This window comes from Pseudomonas sp. Marseille-Q5117, from assembly GCF_946901175.1.
GTDB classification, from domain to species: domain Bacteria; phylum Pseudomonadota; class Gammaproteobacteria; order Pseudomonadales; family Pseudomonadaceae; genus Aquipseudomonas; species Aquipseudomonas iranensis.
This window is the reverse complement of sequence record NZ_CAMPPP010000005.1, coordinates 306,388-322,188: the sequence shown is the minus strand read 5'-3', so window position 1 is coordinate 322,188 and position 15,801 is coordinate 306,388. Positions and strand designations below refer to the sequence as shown.

The 15,801-nt window shown below is 57.8% G+C and carries 15 protein-coding genes; 1 reads left to right on the top strand and 14 read right to left on the bottom strand.

The window, feature by feature from the left end; translation table 11 throughout:
- Positions 1 to 36 precede the first annotated feature (36 nt).
- The 8 genes from OC605_RS11525 to OC605_RS11490 form a co-directional block, all read right to left on the bottom strand.
- Positions 37 to 231, bottom strand: coding sequence for a stability determinant (locus OC605_RS11525; protein WP_186569711.1), 195 nt, complete (start codon positions 229 to 231; stop codon positions 37 to 39).
- Positions 232 to 461: 230 nt separating this feature from the next.
- The gene (locus OC605_RS11520; protein ID WP_130911900.1) at positions 462 to 680 is read right to left on the bottom strand and encodes a hypothetical protein; all 219 of its coding nucleotides are present in this window, start codon (positions 678 to 680) and stop codon (positions 462 to 464) included.
- A 106-nt stretch (positions 681 to 786) separates the two neighbouring features.
- Positions 787 to 2,466 carry an MFS transporter gene (locus OC605_RS11515; protein WP_038861763.1) on the bottom strand — a complete coding sequence of 560 codons (1,680 nt, stop codon included), beginning with the start codon at positions 2,464 to 2,466 and terminating at the stop codon, positions 787 to 789.
- Positions 2,467 to 2,644: 178 nt separating this feature from the next.
- A complete protein-coding gene (gene phnE, locus OC605_RS11510; protein WP_130901569.1) occupies positions 2,645 to 3,412 on the bottom strand; it encodes a phosphonate ABC transporter, permease protein PhnE in 768 nt (255 codons plus the stop codon).
- Positions 3,409 to 4,236 (bottom strand): PhnE/PtxC family ABC transporter permease, encoded by an 828-nt coding sequence (locus OC605_RS11505; protein ID WP_024013147.1) that lies wholly within the window; start codon positions 4,234 to 4,236, stop codon positions 3,409 to 3,411. The genes phnE and OC605_RS11505 overlap by 4 nt, the downstream gene beginning before the upstream one ends.
- On the bottom strand, positions 4,230 to 5,027 hold the full coding sequence (locus tag OC605_RS11500; RefSeq protein ID WP_110645436.1) for a phosphonate ABC transporter ATP-binding protein: 798 nt from the start codon (positions 5,025 to 5,027) through the stop codon (positions 4,230 to 4,232). The genes OC605_RS11505 and OC605_RS11500 overlap by 7 nt, the downstream gene beginning before the upstream one ends.
- A complete protein-coding gene (locus tag OC605_RS11495; RefSeq protein WP_125918615.1) occupies positions 5,024 to 5,887 on the bottom strand; it encodes a putative selenate ABC transporter substrate-binding protein in 864 nt (287 codons plus the stop codon). Before OC605_RS11495 ends, OC605_RS11500 begins: the two co-directional genes overlap by 4 nt.
- Positions 5,888 to 6,044: 157 nt before the next feature.
- Positions 6,045 to 6,443, bottom strand: a complete 399-nt coding sequence (locus OC605_RS11490) for a RidA family protein (protein ID WP_073476714.1) — start codon at positions 6,441 to 6,443, stop codon at positions 6,045 to 6,047.
- A 115-nt stretch (positions 6,444 to 6,558) separates the two neighbouring features.
- On the opposite strand from OC605_RS11490, the gene OC605_RS11485 reads away from it, so the two are divergent.
- On the top strand, positions 6,559 to 7,452 hold the full coding sequence (locus OC605_RS11485; protein ID WP_262137180.1) for a LysR family transcriptional regulator: 894 nt from the start codon (positions 6,559 to 6,561) through the stop codon (positions 7,450 to 7,452).
- A 33-nt stretch (positions 7,453 to 7,485) separates the two neighbouring features.
- Here the strand turns inward: OC605_RS11485 and OC605_RS11480 are convergent, their stop codons facing one another.
- From OC605_RS11480 to OC605_RS11455, 6 genes are all read right to left on the bottom strand, one after another.
- Positions 7,486 to 8,370 carry a DUF6708 domain-containing protein gene (locus tag OC605_RS11480; RefSeq protein WP_262137178.1) on the bottom strand — a complete coding sequence of 295 codons (885 nt, stop codon included), beginning with the start codon at positions 8,368 to 8,370 and terminating at the stop codon, positions 7,486 to 7,488.
- Between the two features lie 25 nt (positions 8,371 to 8,395).
- Positions 8,396 to 9,007, bottom strand: coding sequence for a DUF6708 domain-containing protein (locus tag OC605_RS11475; protein ID WP_262137177.1), 612 nt, complete (start codon positions 9,005 to 9,007; stop codon positions 8,396 to 8,398).
- Positions 9,008 to 9,239: 232 nt separating this feature from the next.
- Positions 9,240 to 10,229: a DUF6708 domain-containing protein gene (locus OC605_RS11470; protein WP_262137175.1), complete on the bottom strand. Its 990-nt coding sequence runs from the start codon at positions 10,227 to 10,229 to the stop codon at positions 9,240 to 9,242.
- The gene (locus tag OC605_RS11465) at positions 10,229 to 12,772 is read right to left on the bottom strand and encodes a T6SS effector BTH_I2691 family protein (protein ID WP_262137174.1); all 2,544 of its coding nucleotides are present in this window, start codon (positions 12,770 to 12,772) and stop codon (positions 10,229 to 10,231) included. The genes OC605_RS11470 and OC605_RS11465 overlap by 1 nt, the downstream gene beginning before the upstream one ends.
- On the bottom strand, positions 12,769 to 13,656 hold the full coding sequence (locus OC605_RS11460; protein ID WP_262137172.1) for a DUF4123 domain-containing protein: 888 nt from the start codon (positions 13,654 to 13,656) through the stop codon (positions 12,769 to 12,771). The genes OC605_RS11465 and OC605_RS11460 overlap by 4 nt, the downstream gene beginning before the upstream one ends.
- Positions 13,653 to 15,776: a type VI secretion system Vgr family protein gene (locus OC605_RS11455; protein WP_262137171.1), complete on the bottom strand. Its 2,124-nt coding sequence runs from the start codon at positions 15,774 to 15,776 to the stop codon at positions 13,653 to 13,655. The genes OC605_RS11460 and OC605_RS11455 overlap by 4 nt, the downstream gene beginning before the upstream one ends.
- Between the last annotated feature and the right edge of the window lie 25 nt (positions 15,777 to 15,801).

Sequence of the window (15,801 nt, the reverse complement as noted above, 5' to 3'; positions counted from 1 at the left end):
ATGTCAGCCAGATCGTCGAGAGCCTGATCGCTCCATCTAACCGGCAGCGCGTCGATTTTTGCGTCTCTCTTCTATCTTTTGGGCCAGAATCACCATTGCCTCATCGTGAGGGATTCCAGGTCGCGGATCATCAAGTGCAGCTTGTACTTTGGCCCGATACCAAAGGTCATAGCTCGCAGCCTCTTCTTCGGTTTCGAAGTCTGAAACGATAAGTGAAAGTTCAGCGCTCATCATGACCTCCATGATCAATGTGAAGCAGTCTAAGGGGGATGTGGCTCGTTGTCGTCACTGGCGGGACGAGGAAGACATCATCCGCAAACAGACGAGGCAAATCTGTCAGACGCTTCGCTTGTGATGCACGTGAAGTCGATCAGCTGTGTAGTTCAATTCTGTAGGAAATCAGCTTTTGGTCATCGGGCTGACAGCCGCCGCTCAAAGCCGCGGCCACAGCCACGCTGCACTCAGTTACCGTCTGCAACCTTACGCTCGATCTCATCGACTTTGCGCTGTAGCTCTTCAGCTTCCTGCTCTTTGACCCGAGTGGAAGACGGCGTGATGATTTTGTCCACGCCTTCGGTTTTGCCGTCGCGGTCTTGCAGATCGCGCTCGACCACGTTCACCGGTTTGCCGCTGGCATCGGTGGGTGGGGCGTTGGGAGTTTTGTCGTCGTTGGTATTCATGGTGCTGGCCTCCAGTGGGTGTACATATTGGAGACAGCGCTGCGGCAGACGTTCGAAATTTTTCGGGCCAAGGCCCTCTCCCGCAGGAGAGGGCACAGTGGTTGTTTCAGTCCTTGAGAATGTCGCGATCCTTGGTTTCCGGCAGGAAGAACGTGCCGAGTATCGCCGTCGCCACTGCAATCACGATCGGGTACCAGAGCCCGTAGTAGATGTCACCGGTGGCGGCGACCATGGCGAACGCCACGGTCGGCAGGAAGCCGCCGAACCAACCGTTACCGATGTGGTAGGGCAGCGACATCGAGGTGTAGCGGATCCGCGTCGGGAACAGTTCGACCAGCCACGCGGCGATCGGGCCATAAACCATGGTCACGTAGATCACCAGCACGGTCAGCAGGAGCAGCATCATTGGGTAATTGATTTTCGCCGGATCGGCTTTTTCTGGGTAACCGGCGTCCTTCAACGCCGCGCCGAGGTTGGCGGTGAAGGCGTCGTTGCGGGCCTTGAAGTCGGCGGCGGTGAGGGCGCTGCCTTCGAAGCTCTCGACAACGCGGTCACCGATGCGCACCTGCGCGACGGTGTTCGGTTCGGCGGCAACGTTCTCATAAGGGATCGCGCGTTTCGCCAGCAACGTTTTCGCCAAGTCACAGGAACTGGTGAATCTGGCCTTGCCCACCGGATCGAACTGGAACGAGCACTGATCAGGATTGGCGATCACCTTGACCGGATTTTTTTCCTGGGCGACGAACACGTCCGGATTGCCGTACTGGGTCAGCGCAGTAAAGATCGGGAAGTAGGTCAGCGCCGCTAGGATGCAGCCGGCCATGATGATCGGCTTGCGCCCGATGCGATCGGACAGGCTGCCGAAAATCACGAAGAACGGTGTGCCGATCAGTAGCGATCCGGCGATCAGCAGGTTGGCGGTCTGCGCGTCAATCTTCAATGTTTGCAACAGGAAGAACAGCGCATAGAACTGCCCGGTGTACCAGACCACTGCTTGCCCGGCGGTGCCGCCGAGCAGCGACATGATCACCACTTTGAGATTGTCCCAGCGCGCAAAGGATTCAGTCAGCGGCGCTTTCGAGGCCTTGCCTTCGTCCTTCATTTTCTGAAATACCGGCGACTCGCTCAGTTGCAGGCGAATGTACACCGACACGGCCAGCAGAATGATCGACAGCAGAAACGGAATCCGCCAGCCCCACGCTTCGAACGCCTCGTTACCCAGCGCCGTGCGACAGGCGAGAATCACCAGCAACGACATGAACAGACCGAGGGTGGCGGTGGTTTGAATCCACGAAGTGAAAAAGCCACGCCGGTTGCGTGGTGCGTGCTCCGCTACGTAGGTTGCCGCGCCGCCGTATTCACCACCCAGCGCCAGACCTTGGAGCAGACGCAGGGTGATCAGAATCACCGGGGCAGCGACGCCGATAGTGGCGTAGCCCGGCAGCAAACCGACGATTGCCGTCGACACGCCCATGATCACGATGGTGATCAGAAACGTGTGCTTGCGCCCGATCATGTCACCCAGGCGCCCGAAGACGATGGCGCCGAACGGCCGCACCGCAAACCCGGCGGCAAAGGCCAGCAGGGCAAAGATGAACGCGGTGGTTTCGTTGACGCCGGCGAAGAAGTGCTTGGCGATGATCGCCGCCAGTGAGCCGTAGAGGTAAAAGTCGTACCACTCGAAAACCGTGCCCAGCGAGGAGGCGAAGATGACCTTGCGCTCCTCCTTGGTGATGCCGCCGCTGCGCGGTGGCGTGCCGGTGGATGCTGTGTCGATTGTGGCCATGGGTGTTCTCCGTCGTGCTTATTGTTGTAGGCCGGAGTCCCCCGTTACTGCCTGTCGCACTCTGGCCCGTCGGCATCTGTCGCCATCGCTGTCGCGTGAAGCTTGCACAGTCTGACCGCCTCGCAGGGCTGCAAGGTTTCCTGAAGCATAATCAGCTTTTGCCAGATATCCACTCGGCCTACGCTTTGACCCAACGCTGCCGGCTCCAGGCGCTCAACCAATCGACCAGAAACACCAGCAACAGCATCGCCAGAATCACCGTACTGGCCTGGGCTTCCTGGAACAGGCTGAGGCTGACATACAGCATCTGGCCCAGGCCGCCGGCGCCGACGAAACCGAGCACGCTGGCCATGCGGATGTTGTTTTCCCAGCGATACAGGCAGTAGGCGAGCAGTTGCGGGGCGAGGTTAGGCAGGGTGCCGTAGCAAAAAGCGAGGATCGGATTGCCGCCCTGCAAGCGAATCGCTTCGGCGGGTTGCGGCGGGGTGTTTTCCAGCGCTTCGGCGAACAGCCGACCGAGTACGCCGGTGGTGTGCAGAGCGAGGGCGAGGGTGCCGGCGTTCGGTCCGAGACCGGCGGCAAGCACCATCAGCGCCGCCCAGACCAGCTCTGGAATCGCCCGCAAGCCGTTGAGCAGCAGGCGCGCCGCACTTTGCAGCGGCCAGCCGAAACGCCCGGCGGCGGGCAGCGCGAGAACAATGCCGAACAGCGCCGCGAGCAGGGTGCCGAGGCCTGACATAGCGAGAGTTTCCAGCGAACCGTGAGCGATAGCTTTCAGATACCCGGCGCTCAAGTCGGGACTGAGAAAACGCTGCACATAACTGCCCATCTGCTTGAGGCTGTTGGCGCTGCCGAGTTCGGCAAGATCCAGTTCCAGATAGGCAAAAGAGGCGACCACCGCGACCGCAATGGCGGCGAGCAGCAGCAGGTTGATCAAGCGCCTCATGTCAGCCTCCAGCGCAGCAAGCGGCTGAGTTGATCGGCGCACAGCACCAGCAGCAGGAACGTCAGCAACATGCTGGCGACTTCACCGCCGGCGAACATGCGGATCGACAGGTCGATCTGTTGCCCCAGACCACCGGCACCGACAAAGCCCATCACCACCGAGGCACGGATCGCGCACTCCCAGCGGTAGACGGTGTAGGAGAGCAATTCGGCGGCGACATTCGGCAGCGTGCCGTAAGCAAACGCCGCCAGTCGACCGCTGCCGGCCTGCAACAATGCGTGCGCCGGGCGCTGGTCGGTGGACTCAAATATCTCCGCGTAAACCTTGCCGAGCATGCCGCTGTAGGTGATGGCGATGGCCAACACGCCCGCCGCCGGCCCGAGGCCGACCGCGCGCACGAACAACAGCGCCCAGACGATCTCCGGCACGCTGCGCAGAAAGATCAGCAAGCCACGCACCGGCCAGCGCAGCAAACGCCCGGGCAGGCTCGGCACGCCGCCCCGGGACGCCGCCGAGAGCGACAGCGCGCGACTGGCGATCAGGCTTGCCGGCACCGCCAGCAGCAGGGCCAGGGCCATGCCCGCTGTGGCAATCGCCAGGGTTTGCAGGGTGGCTTTGAGCAGCAGTTGCAGGAACGCTTGATCATGCGCGGGTGGCCAGAATGCCGAAACGAAACGGCCCATTTCGTTCTGGCTATCGGCCTGAAACAGCACACCAAGGTCCAGCTCGCTGAGCTGAATGCCCGGCCACAGCAAAGCCAGCGCCAGCAGCGTCAGCAACAATCGCGGCCACGCCGCCGGGTCCCGTGAATCGGCCTTCAGCATCGCGGAATCTGCACAATCAAAGGCGCGACCGCAGGCGCTGGCGATTGCAGTTGTTCATTGGCGTACAGCGCATCGAGCTTGTCGCGGCTGACTTGATCGGATGGGCAATCAAAAAGAATCTGCCCGTCGCGCAAGCCAATGATCCGTGGAAAGTGCGCCAGCGCCAGGTCCACCGCGTGCAGGCTCGCCACCAGCGTGACGTTGTGCTCGCGAGCATGGCGCGAAAGGATCGACAGCGTGTGGCCGGCGAGGACCGGGTCCATCGCTGACACTGGCTCGTCGGCGAGCAATATTTCCGGCGCCTGATACAGCACCCGCGCAATGCCGACGCGCTGCAATTGCCCGCCGGACAATTGCTGGCAATGGGCGAACAGTTTGTCGCCCAAGTCCAGCCGCGCCAACGCCGCACGAGCGCCAGCCACATCCAGCGGATGCAGCAGGTTCAGCAGACTTTTGCCCAGACTCCACTGACCGAGCTTGCCGGCCAGCACCGCCGTAATGACCCGCTGACGCGGTGGAATCGGCGGCGCCTGATGCACCAGACCGATGCGCGCACGCAGGCGCTGGCGCTGGCGCGCCGACAAGTGCCAGGCGCGTTCGCCGAGCACTTCGATGTCGCCACTGCTGGGCTTGAGCGCGGTGGCCAGCAGATTGAGCAGGCTCGACTTGCCCGCGCCGGACGGGCCGATGATCGCCACCTGTTCGCCAGCGCCAATCTGCACGTCGATGTTGCGAAGGGCAGCGACGCCATTGGCGTGGCGCAGGCTGCCCTGGGTGAGGCGTAGGGTCATTTCAGCAGTTCGGCGGCGCGGGCGGCTTCCTCGATGCCCTTGTAGTTTTCAGGCTTGGTTTCGATGAAGCGACTGGCCGCCTGCAGATCAAGAATCTTCTTCTGCTCAGGATTGGCCGGGTCGAGGTCGAGGAAGGCTTTCTTGATTTTCGCCGCCAGCTTCGGATCAAGGGTGCCGCGCACGGTCCAGTTGTAATCGAAGTAGGTCGGGGTGGTGGCGAAGACTTTGACTTTGCTGGTGTCGACCTTGCCGGCGTCGACCAGTTTCTGCCAGACGCTGGCATTCAACACCCCGGCATCGACCTTGCCGGCCTGCACCCAGGCAACGGTGGCGTCATGCGCGCCGGAGTAGGCGACGCGGCTGAAATAGCCTTCAGGCTTGATGCCGTCGTTCTTCAGCATGAAGTAACGCGGCATCAGGCTGCCCGAGGTGGACGACACCGAACCAAAGGCGAAGGTCTTGCCCTTGAGGTCGGCGAGGCTTTTCACGTTCGGGTCGGCGGTGATGAATTTGCTGGTGAACTGCGCGTCCTGCTCGCGCTGCACCAGCGGGATCACTGGCGTGGTGGCGTCGGTCTTCAAACGTGCCTGCACAAAAGTGAAACCGCCGAGCCAGGCCATATCGAGGCGATCGGTGGCCAGCGCTTCAACCACCGCCGGGTAGTCGGCGACGGGGACAAATTGCACCTTCATGCCCAACTGCTGCTCAAGATAGGCACCCAGCGGTTCGAACTTGCGCAGCAGCTCAGTCGGGGCTTCGTCGGGAATCGCGCTGACGCGCAGAACATCAGCGGCTTGCGTCATCAGAGCAGAAAAGGACAACGCCAGGCCGGCGGTGAGGGCGAGGGTACGCTTGAACATAGAATTCTCCGTTTCGTAAGCGTCAACATTCGAAGGGCCACCGGTAGTCAACGGCGCGCCACGTCAGGGTAGACGAAACGGCGAGGTTATACGCATTCGCGAGGAGATTGGCCAGCCTCCGTGCCGGCGCGGTGTGTCTGTTTGTGTACGGTTGCGGTCAAGCCGCCTCGGGCAGTCTGGCAATCACCTTGATCTCGAAATCGAAACCTGCCAGCCAGGTCACGCCGACAGCGGTGATGGTCGGAAACGGCGCTTCGCCCCAGAACTCCGGCACCACACTCCAGATCGTTTCGAACGTCGAGTGCGGATCGACCATGAACACGGTGACATCCACCGCATCATCGAAGCTGCAACCGGCCGCAGCGAGGATCGCGTTGAGGTTGTTGAAGGCGGTGCGCACCTGACCGGGCAAATCCGCCTCCGGTGAACCGTCCTCGCGACTGCCGACCTGGCCGGAGACAAACAGGAAACCGTTTGAGCGAATCGCCGGTGAGTAGCGGTGACGCTCATACAGGGCGTGGCGGGCAGGCGGGAAAACTACATCGCGCTTGGACATGGGGCTGACTCCATCAGTGGGTTGATGGAAACGACTTTAGGTATTTGCAGTGCGCGGATAAACGCGCAAGCTTGGCGTTCACTGTTTGCAAATCCCAAACAATCGAGGGGCGCGGATGGACCGGTTCGATGCGATGCAGGCCTTTGCCCGGGTGGTCGAGGCGGGCAGTTTCACCAAGGCTGCCGAAACCTTGCACATGAGCAAGACCACGGTGACGCAACTGGTGCAGCAACTGGAGGCGCGGCTGCGGGTCAAGCTGCTCAACCGCACCACACGCAAGGTCAACGTTACCGCCGACGGTGCGGCGTATTACGAGCGGGTGGTCAAGCTGTTGGCCGACATGGATGACGCCGAAACCAGCCTGCCGGGCGCCGCAGCACGGCCGCGCGGGCGTTTGCGCATCGACGTGCCGAGCCCGTTCGCGCGGCACATTCTGGTGCCAGCCTTGCCGGATTTTCACGCGCGCTACCCGGACATCCAGATCGACATGGGTGTCAGCGACCGCATCGTCGACATCATCGATGAGAACGTCGATTGCGTGGTGCGCGGCGGCGAGCTGCTCGATCAATCGTTGATGGCGCGCAAAATCGCTGATCTGCCCTTGGGTGTTTTCGCCGCGCCGGCTTATCTGGCCCGCGAAGGGACGCCTGAGCACCCGCTGGAACTGCAAGACTCACATCACCGCGTCGTCGCTTTTCTCTGGGCTCGCACTGGTAAACCTCTTCCGTACACGTTGCACAACGGTTCCGAGCGCCTGCAGATCAAGGGCCAGCATGTGCTAGCGGTGGATGACGGCAATGCTTATCTAGCGGCGGGGCTGGCGGGCATGGGGGTGTTGTGGTTGCCGACGTATATGTCTGATGCGCATGTGGCGCGGGGCGAGTTGGTGCAGTTGTTTGAAGGCTGGCAGCTTGAATCGATGCCGCTTTATCTGGCGTACCCGCCGAACCGGCATGTCAGTTTGAAGTTGCGGGTTTTTATTGATTGGGTGGTGGAGTTGATGGCCTAGGAGGGTGTAAGGGCAAGGGGCGGGCAAAGCCCATTACGGCGCCGTCCTTGATTGCAGATCAATTTCTGCAGGCCATTGCACTTTCGGGGCGAGGCGGCGGGCGAGATTGAAGCGCACGTCTTCGTTGTTCCAGTCGCGCGGTGGTCTGGTGAAGGTGGGCAGGGCTTGCGGGCCCTGCTGCATGAACAGTTGGGCCATGGCCCAGTACATTTCGCCCTGTTGAATTTCATTGGCGAAATGAAAGCGATCTATTACCTGATGGGTGCCAGGTTTCACCACAGCAAGGGTGACGGTTTCGATGAGGCCGCCACTGCCCATGGGGCCGTAGATGCTACAGGCCTCGGCGCGCAGGTCATCCCAGTCATAGACATCGGCCCGAACGCCCCATGCGGTGCGGCTGAAGGGTCTGAGGCCGTCGTGGTGGAAGCGGTAGACGTAGACTTTGCGTCGGGCGCGGTTGAAGCGGATGGGTTCGTCACGCGGCGCTTGGGTGTCCATTCGCCAGAAATAAGTGCCTAGCCATGAAGCTGTAATGAATCCCAAGAGGGCGACTAAAACGAGAGAGGCGGGCGGTGCGTTATTATCTTTGATTGCAAAAGCAACCAACGTGGCCGGAAAGCCGAGGGATAACAAGCAAATAAAAGGAGTTAACCAAACACCGACGCCGCGAACTCTCATCGTGGCCCGCGCCAATTCTAGATACACGCCATCAACATGGTTGGGTGGATTCGACAGTACGAGCGGATACGGTTCTGTGGACGGCGATTCGTTTGGCGCCGGCAAGTCGTGCTTCCAGCCAGGCGCGGGTTTGTCGAGTAAAGGTGCTGTAAAAAGCATGATGGGCAGTTCCGGTTCTTTGTGAGTGCTGCTTGCAGCTTTGAGCTTGCGGGGGGCGCTGGCAGGTAGCCAAAGGGGCATGTGCCCTATCGCGGCGGGTCCGTATTCAGGGAGCGGTGCGTGATTCCAAGTCTATTTCCGCAGGCCACCGCACTTTGGGAGCGAGGCGGCGGGCGAGATTGAAGCGCACGTCTTCGTTGTTCCAGTCGCGCGGTGGTCTGGTGAAGGTGGGCAGGGCTTGCGGGCCCTGCTGCATGAACAGTTGGGCCATGGCCCAGTACATTTCCCCTTGTTGAATTTCATGGGCGAAATGAAAGCGATCTATGACCTGATGGGTGCCAGGTTTCACCACAGCAAGGGTGACGGTTTCGATGAGTCCGCCACTGCCTATGGGGCCGTAGATGCTACAGGCCTCGGCGCGCAGATCATCCCAGTCAAAAACGTCGACGCGCACACCCCAGGCGGTGCGGCTGAAGGGTCTTAACCCGTCACGATGGAAGCGGTAGACGTAGACTTTGCGTCGGGCGCGGTTGAAGCGGATGGGTTCGTCGCGGGGGGCTTCTACGTCCATTCGCCAGAAGAATACGCATACCCATAGAGGCACGATAAACGCGATGAGGCCAAAGAAGTTAAATACAAAAGAAGGCACAGTTCCAGTTGTTATAAAAAGGGTAATCCAAGTGAAGGGAGGAATGAGAGAGAACAAAAAAAGAGTCATAGCCCCCCAAACGGCAACACCCCTAATTCGGAAGGTCTCACTTGGCAACTCAAGATATACATCGTCAACATGATTGGGCGGATTCGATAGTACGGGTGGATACGGTTCGTTGGAGGGCGATTCGTTTGGCCCCGGCAAGTCGTGCTTCCAGCCAGGCGCTGGTGGCTTGAGTATCGGAGCTGAGAATATCATCGGGGTAATTCCAGCTTGGTGTGGGCGCAAATCACCATGCTTATTTACCTGCTTCTTCAATGTTTCTAGGAAACTTGGGCTCGTAACACAGCAATAGGGAAACCCAATGCGCACAGGCGTGGACAACTATCAACGGTAATAGAAATGTGTAGATGACTAGGAAGATCCACAATTTTGGGGTTTTCACAAATTCGCTGTCCAGTCGCCATACGGTCATGAACGACCGCCAAGGCCAAGGAAATTTACCAATGAGCTTCTCGGGCTTGGGTGCGGCCTCCGGGCCATCCTCCATATAGCGTCGGATATACTCCCAGAACGCCAGCAACTCAGACGCATTACGAGTTGGTTTGCCCACAAATGTGATTTCGAAGTCGTCCTTGAGGTTGCCATGGACATCACGGACAGAATTACTCTCCTTGTCCCATCCCAGCACGACAAATCCGCCGGTGCCATTCAGCTCAGACATTTTTGGATCAATGCAGACCTCGGCGGTGTCCCAGTCCAATGCCACAAACCCTCCAAGATGATTGGGGCGAAGCAGATAGATTTTTCGGGTGATGCGGTTGAAACGGACGATAAGGCGACGGGCGGTGAAAACCTCAAGTCGCAAGTAGCGAAATATGTATTTTACGTAGAAATAAAGAGCCGTTAAGGGTATGAGCGGAATGCCTCCAAGTAAGATGTAGTCAAACGCAATCAGAGGGATTTGGTCACCTTTATATCCTGCCAAAATATCTCTGATAGCATGATGGAGTGTCATGCCTGACAGCCAAAATAATATTGCGCCGCATCCTCCGATCAATAGAGTAATGAGTCCTCGCTTCTCATCATTTGGAGTGCGAATGTCTATGTAGGTTGAATTGTAGGAATAGAGCGAGTCGTTGCTTGTGATTTTTGTGGAAACTTCTTGATCTATACGAATGGGTGGCAATTTTTCATTTTTTTGTTTTTGTGCATCAGCCTGTCTTGCCAGTGTGTTGTAATCAACCGTTGCACGACCGTCGTATATGAGCCATTCAAAGTAATACATTAAAAAGTTGCCTCTACAGCCTTGTTAAGGTTATTGAGCTCTGCTTCTTCAGTTTTTGGTGTTTTGTTCAGGGCGCTCCGTTTTTTTCGAAAGGTACTATGGCGGAGATAGTTTTGAAGTTGGTTTGGAGCTAGCATTTCCAACGCGACAGATGCCGCAAAAATAACGATGTTGATTCGAATGCACCAGCGCAACATGAACGCCATTTTCAGTGCGGCCTGTTGAGACTTACCTTGCATAAGGACCAGAAAGCGGTTTTTTCCGTGCTGGTGTATTAGTTTTTCCAAGTAAGGTGCCGCCGCTGCCAATCCGAGGGCTGTCGAAAAAAGTGCGGCTCCGGCTTGAGCTGTAGCGCGAAGAACGTATACACCTGCCAAGGAATATTCCCCCTGTTTTTGAGCTTCATCAGCACTACTAACATCAAAAAGCGCTCCGGCGATCGCTGCTCCACCAGCCAACATTCCGGCCATCAACTTCAACTCACTACTCATCAACCGCCCGGCCTGACGAAGTGTGATGTTATGACTACGCTCGGCGAACCCTACTGCGACGGCCCCCAATTCAAGCAAAGCGGCAGACACGGCAAGTATCGCAGCCGTCAGTTCCAAGTACTCTTGGGTTCCCTTGTTGGCTTTTTCTGCCTTCAGCTTCAAGTTCCAGACCTCTAGCATAGCCAGGGTTGTTCCCAAGCGAACTTCAAGCATGGGGCCGGCGGACCCTGCGGCCAGTGCGTCGCCAAAACTATTACTGGCAGCCAAGCCTATTTTCGCTTTCACCCCTTGACTGAGGGGTGTGCCTCTGCCTTCAAAATGCAGTTGTTCTCCCAGCTTTCCTAATCGCGCCTTGAATACCAGAGCCAACGCGTAGTTCGTGGGACGGTCCAACGTAGAAGCCACTTCGCTCTGCAGTATTCGTGTACCGAACGTGTTGATCATTAAAACAGCACCGCTGACCTTGATAGGCGTGGGAGACGTATTGCGATTGGCTTCACTGACAAATGCATTGGATTTGTCGAAAATATCCACCAGGGGCTTTATCAGAGCTTGCAACTGGCTGTTATCCATTTTTGACAGTTGCGAGCGCTGGGTGAGCATGAGGTCGATTATCTCGATGGCCTCGGTTTGGTTTTGAGCAAGTCCGCGCCAAAACCAGTTCTCTGGAGTAACGCTGTCGGCGTTGCTCCATGTTTCGATTTGGGAGTCGCCCTTTTTCGTGCTGTTCATACCGGCAACGGATACGCCCGTTTGTGCTTCAAAGAGCAAACCATTGGCAGCGTCCCGTTTATCGTAATAGGAATATGCCTCTTGCAAGGCTGAGCTTTGGAGCCAGAGCAGGTGATCTTCCGCACGCCTGTCCTTGATCTCGTCTGCCAGTTTTGCGGCGGCCTGAAACTCTGCCATGAAGGCTCGCATTCGAACTTCATCTACCGAAGACGCATAGTCCTTTTCCCAGCTATCTCTTCGAGCTTTCTGAATATCCTGCAGCTCTTGGCGCTCTTGATCAGCCGGGTTGCGAAAGCTGCGATAACTCCCCCTTGACGCAGCGACCATATGGAAGTTGCTATTTGCATATTCCCGATCGGTATACCTCACACCGAGAGAGTTAGCGTGATTGACGTAACGTTGCTCAGCTTGTTCGGCCAGAGTGAGCTTGAGGTTTTTAATTGCAAAGCCGATCGTGTGTTTGCGTTTGTTATCGATGCCCTCGTCATCGGTTTTGCGCATAAACGTTTCAAGAGACTCAACGCTCTGGTTGCGCCAGGCATTCAGCTCTTGAGTGATACCGATCGGATCGTCAAGAATCACGGCAAAACCCTGCGCTTTGGTTGCTGTTGCCTCAAGGCGCGTTGCCACACCCATTAAGGGTACGAAACCAGTCGGCGGCGCAAACAACTGATTCGCCAGATTGGCGCTCAACGAATCTGACGTCTTCGCGACTATGTCTGCCACGGTGCTTTCGAGGGTTGGGGCTTCGATAATGTGCTCGGTATTGCTGCAGCTTTGGATCAGTTGCCGGACGTCCACCTTGCGTAGGGTGTCCCGTAGGCGTTTTTGCTCACGGACTTGGGCAAGCATACGGGGTGTCAAGGGATCTGGCGTAAATAGCAATCGAGCTTCATTGATGTCCTCCGGTTCGCTGAGCTGAATAACTCGATCACCAAAATCCGGAACGTTGCTAATGGCGAGGCCATCAGAGGGAGGGGAAGGCCATAACGCTTTGCACAGGCCGCTGCTAAACGTTTGATAGGCGCCCTCACATACCCAGCCCGTTTCGGTACGGTCAATGAACACGTAGAGATAGCCATCGCGCAGAGCGCGCACGACGTAGCGTGCGGTGGTAAGCGAAGGTAGAAACGCGACTTTGGAAGAGCTCGCAGGTATGGAGGCAGGCGTCTGGGCCGCTTCTGCCTGGCTTTTCCCCACCACCGCATAGCGCAGGGGTATTACGGATACGGTTCTTTTACAACTGACGCAAGGGCTGTTGCCCTCAGTGCTGTTGGTCTGTCGGGAAATGAAGCTCAATAGATCGGTTGTGTCCGTCATGGTCGTTTATCTCCTTGGAGGTACAGCTGACTCAGTCGTCCTTTGCCTTTGGCGCTAAGCTGCACCGCTACATGCCAGTTAGCGCTGTTTTCCAGTTGGCCAGAGGTGTTTTGAAGGTTGAGGACTACGAAGTCGATCAGGTTGTGATGGTCAATCAATCCCAAGCTTTTCCCTTTGTTCAGCAGCGACTCAATGAGCGCTAGGCGTACTCCATGGCATGGGGTACTGAAGAGGCCTGGTGATGTTTTTTCGAGAATGTCTAGTAGGCGGTGAGGAAGAGGGTCGCTTGCCAGCGCATGCCATAACTCTGTGTTTATCACTAACTCCGGAGAGGGCTGCGCAGGGCTTGGCTGGGCTTGTCCGCGAACGCGGTGCCATTGCTCGTATTGTGAGGTGGCCCCCCGATACCACCAAGAGACAATAGGGGCGAGCAACCAGTCTCTCCACGGTTTTGGTGCATGACGCACCAGTTTGGGCGTGACCAAGCTGTCGTAGTAACGAAGCAAGTGACGCTCACCGTTTTCTGTGTCGACAAATGTGGCCTGACTCAAATGTTGAACCAGGGCATCAGGGCTCAAAGTGCTAGTAATCCATGCAACGATTTCATTGCTGCCATAAGGCGAAAGTCTGTCTAGTAAGGCGCTGTTTCCCTTGTGTGTGGCCTCGTATGAGACCGCCAGATGAGGTCCCAAAGGCCTGAGTTTCTCCAGACCGTGGGCGAGGAGAAGTGGGACCAGCAGATCTCCCAAGTTCTCTATTAGTTTTTGCTGTGTCTCCTCAGGCAATGTCGCCATATCAATCAAGGCGACAAGGTACCGAGGGCTGGAGTCGTCATGCCCGTAGAGTTCATTTGTCAAAGCCGTAAGAAGCTCGTAAGGGATCATGCGTCCACCTTCACGAGAGCTTTGTGCTCACGAGCAGCTTTGAGCCAGCAACCTATACAGATCGGTTCACCATTCGCAGGGACACCACTGGGAGCTAAAGAATGTCCTGTGCCATTAGCGATTTGTTGTACCGGGCCCTTCAGATAGATGGCAATTCCGCTGAAGGTGATGCCGTTGGCATCCAGGGTAATGCTCCCGCCCGGGCCTTGTAGAACGAGGCTGTCGCTTGTTTGTAACTGATAGGTTGTAGTTTTGGTTCCTATACCTTTTCCTACAGAAACATGCTGAAAACCCTGTACGAGCTGTTCGGCGTTCCCACCGATATCCATACGATGATTGACTGCAATCGTGTCATGGCGATCATTGCCTATGGTTTCGATCCGGTCTTTGCCAATGGTGATCTGGTGGTCGCGTCCGAAGCTCTGCATTCGATCTCGACCCACACTGTGATACTGATCCTGACGAATGCTTATCCGTTCGTCATTGCCGACTTGTTCCTCGCGGTTGTGGCCCACCTCTATCCGCTCGTCATGCCCGACTTTCTCACTACGATCATTGCCAACAAACACCCCATTGTCGTTTTTGACATGAACATTCTTGTCCCTCTCCGCATGAATGAACACCTCCTGCTGCCCCAACTCATCCTCAAACCGCAGCTCATTGAAACCTGCCCCCTTATGAGTGCGGCTTTTGATGGTCATGCGGGTTTTGTGTTTCGGTAATTCATACGGCGGCAGGTTGGTTTGCCGATATGCACGCCCGGTCGCAATTGGCTGGTCGGGGTCGCCGTCGAGATAGCTGATGATCAGTTCCTGCCCGACTCGCGGTATCGCCATCGCGCCCCAGGTCGCGCCTGCCCAGCCCTGAGCCACACGAATCCAGCATGAGCTCTGGTCGTTGTTTTTATCCGTGCGATCCCACGGGAACTGCACCTTGACCCGGCCCCATTCATCGCAATAGATCTCTTCCCCCGGCGGGCCGACGACTGTGGCGATCTGCGGGCCATCGATGCAGGGTTTGGGACGCAGCGGCGCCTTCCAGTCGGAGGTCCAGCGGATCGCGCTGGCGTGCATTTCATAAGACGTGCCTCGGTCGCTGCCGAACGATTCCTCTTCGAGGCTGCTGTGCTGTTTGCCTTGATGCTGAACGGCGATGGTGCGCCAGCGGTCGTTGAAGTCTTCGCGCGGATGCTCGTTGAGGTCGAAGGCCAGCCCCGGTTGCAGACGCTCATCGTCGCCTTCCAGATGGGCCAGTTTGGCGTCGTTGCGCAGCGCCGCCAGCCGCGTTTTGGTGAAGGGCTTGCCGGCGATGTCGCGTTTGTAGCGGCCGGGGTAGTCGTAACGTTCGTAGTCCTTGTGCTGATTGTTCAGGTCCTGGTCGCCGGTGGCAGTGTGCTGCTGGTTGTAGCGCGGGTGGGTGAAGGTGTAGTCGCGCTGCACCTGGCGAGCGGTGCGCACTTGTTCGGTGTAGTGGAAGCGGGTCAGCGCCGGTTCCGTAGCATCGCCGCCGCCCATGGCCTGGTAGATCACCGGGCAGTCGGTGTGCGTGCCGATGGTGCCCAGCCCGCCGACTCGGTCGGTGAGAACCAGGGTGTGGCCGTCGACGCGGTGTTCGAAGGTGTAGAGCAGGCCTTCTTCGGCAGCGAGGCGGGCGATGAAATCGAGGTCGGTTTCGCCGGCCTGTACGCAGTATTCGCGGGGTTGGTGGTCGAAGCAGATCTCGCTGCGGATGTCGGTCAGCTTCTGCTCGGCCAACACGCTGGTGATGATGTCGGGCACGGTCTGGGCCTGGAAGATGCGCCAGTTGGAGCGCAGATCGAAACGTCTCAGGGTCGGCTCGATCACGGCGCTGTAGCGGGTGCGGCGAAAGCCGGTGTCGCCCTGCGTGAACAGGCTGACCAGACCGTGGACGTAGCGCACCGCGGTTTCGCCGCGCCAGATGGTGAACAGCCCCGCCAGGTCAAGCACGCGATTGAAGTCGACGGCGGCGTTGTGGCTGGCCAGTTCCAGAGAGAGTTTGAATGGCTGGGACAGGCTTTCTTCGAGGGTGAACGAGACCACGTCAAAGGGATCGCCTTGCAGGGGCTCGAAGGTGAAACGCAGGTCGCTTTGGCGGGGCATGGGGCCTCCCTGTCGCAGGTGAAAA

Excerpts from the sequence above, each read along its gene's own strand:
- OC605_RS11525 (WP_186569711.1), bottom strand. The coding sequence starts at position 231 with ATGAGCGCTGAACTTTCACTTATCGTTTCAGACTTCGAAACCGAAGAA.
- OC605_RS11520 (WP_130911900.1), bottom strand. The coding sequence starts at position 680 with ATGAATACCAACGACGACAAAACTCCCAACGCCCCACCCACCGATGCC.
- OC605_RS11515 (WP_038861763.1), bottom strand. The coding sequence starts at position 2,466 with ATGGCCACAATCGACACAGCATCCACCGGCACGCCACCGCGCAGCGGC.
- phnE (WP_130901569.1), bottom strand. The coding sequence starts at position 3,412 with ATGAGGCGCTTGATCAACCTGCTGCTGCTCGCCGCCATTGCGGTCGCG.
- OC605_RS11505 (WP_024013147.1), bottom strand. The coding sequence starts at position 4,236 with ATGCTGAAGGCCGATTCACGGGACCCGGCGGCGTGGCCGCGATTGTTG.
- OC605_RS11500 (WP_110645436.1), bottom strand. The coding sequence starts at position 5,027 with ATGACCCTACGCCTCACCCAGGGCAGCCTGCGCCACGCCAATGGCGTC.
- OC605_RS11495 (WP_125918615.1), bottom strand. The coding sequence starts at position 5,887 with ATGTTCAAGCGTACCCTCGCCCTCACCGCCGGCCTGGCGTTGTCCTTT.
- OC605_RS11490 (WP_073476714.1), bottom strand. The coding sequence starts at position 6,443 with ATGTCCAAGCGCGATGTAGTTTTCCCGCCTGCCCGCCACGCCCTGTAT.
- OC605_RS11485 (WP_262137180.1), top strand. The coding sequence starts at position 6,559 with ATGGACCGGTTCGATGCGATGCAGGCCTTTGCCCGGGTGGTCGAGGCG.
- OC605_RS11480 (WP_262137178.1), bottom strand. The coding sequence starts at position 8,370 with ATGCCCCTTTGGCTACCTGCCAGCGCCCCCCGCAAGCTCAAAGCTGCA.
- OC605_RS11475 (WP_262137177.1), bottom strand. The coding sequence starts at position 9,007 with ATGACTCTTTTTTTGTTCTCTCTCATTCCTCCCTTCACTTGGATTACC.
- OC605_RS11470 (WP_262137175.1), bottom strand. The coding sequence starts at position 10,229 with ATGTATTACTTTGAATGGCTCATATACGACGGTCGTGCAACGGTTGAT.
- OC605_RS11465 (WP_262137174.1), bottom strand. The coding sequence starts at position 12,772 with ATGACGGACACAACCGATCTATTGAGCTTCATTTCCCGACAGACCAAC.
- OC605_RS11460 (WP_262137172.1), bottom strand. The coding sequence starts at position 13,656 with ATGATCCCTTACGAGCTTCTTACGGCTTTGACAAATGAACTCTACGGG.
- OC605_RS11455 (WP_262137171.1), bottom strand. The coding sequence starts at position 15,776 with ATGCCCCGCCAAAGCGACCTGCGTTTCACCTTCGAGCCCCTGCAAGGC.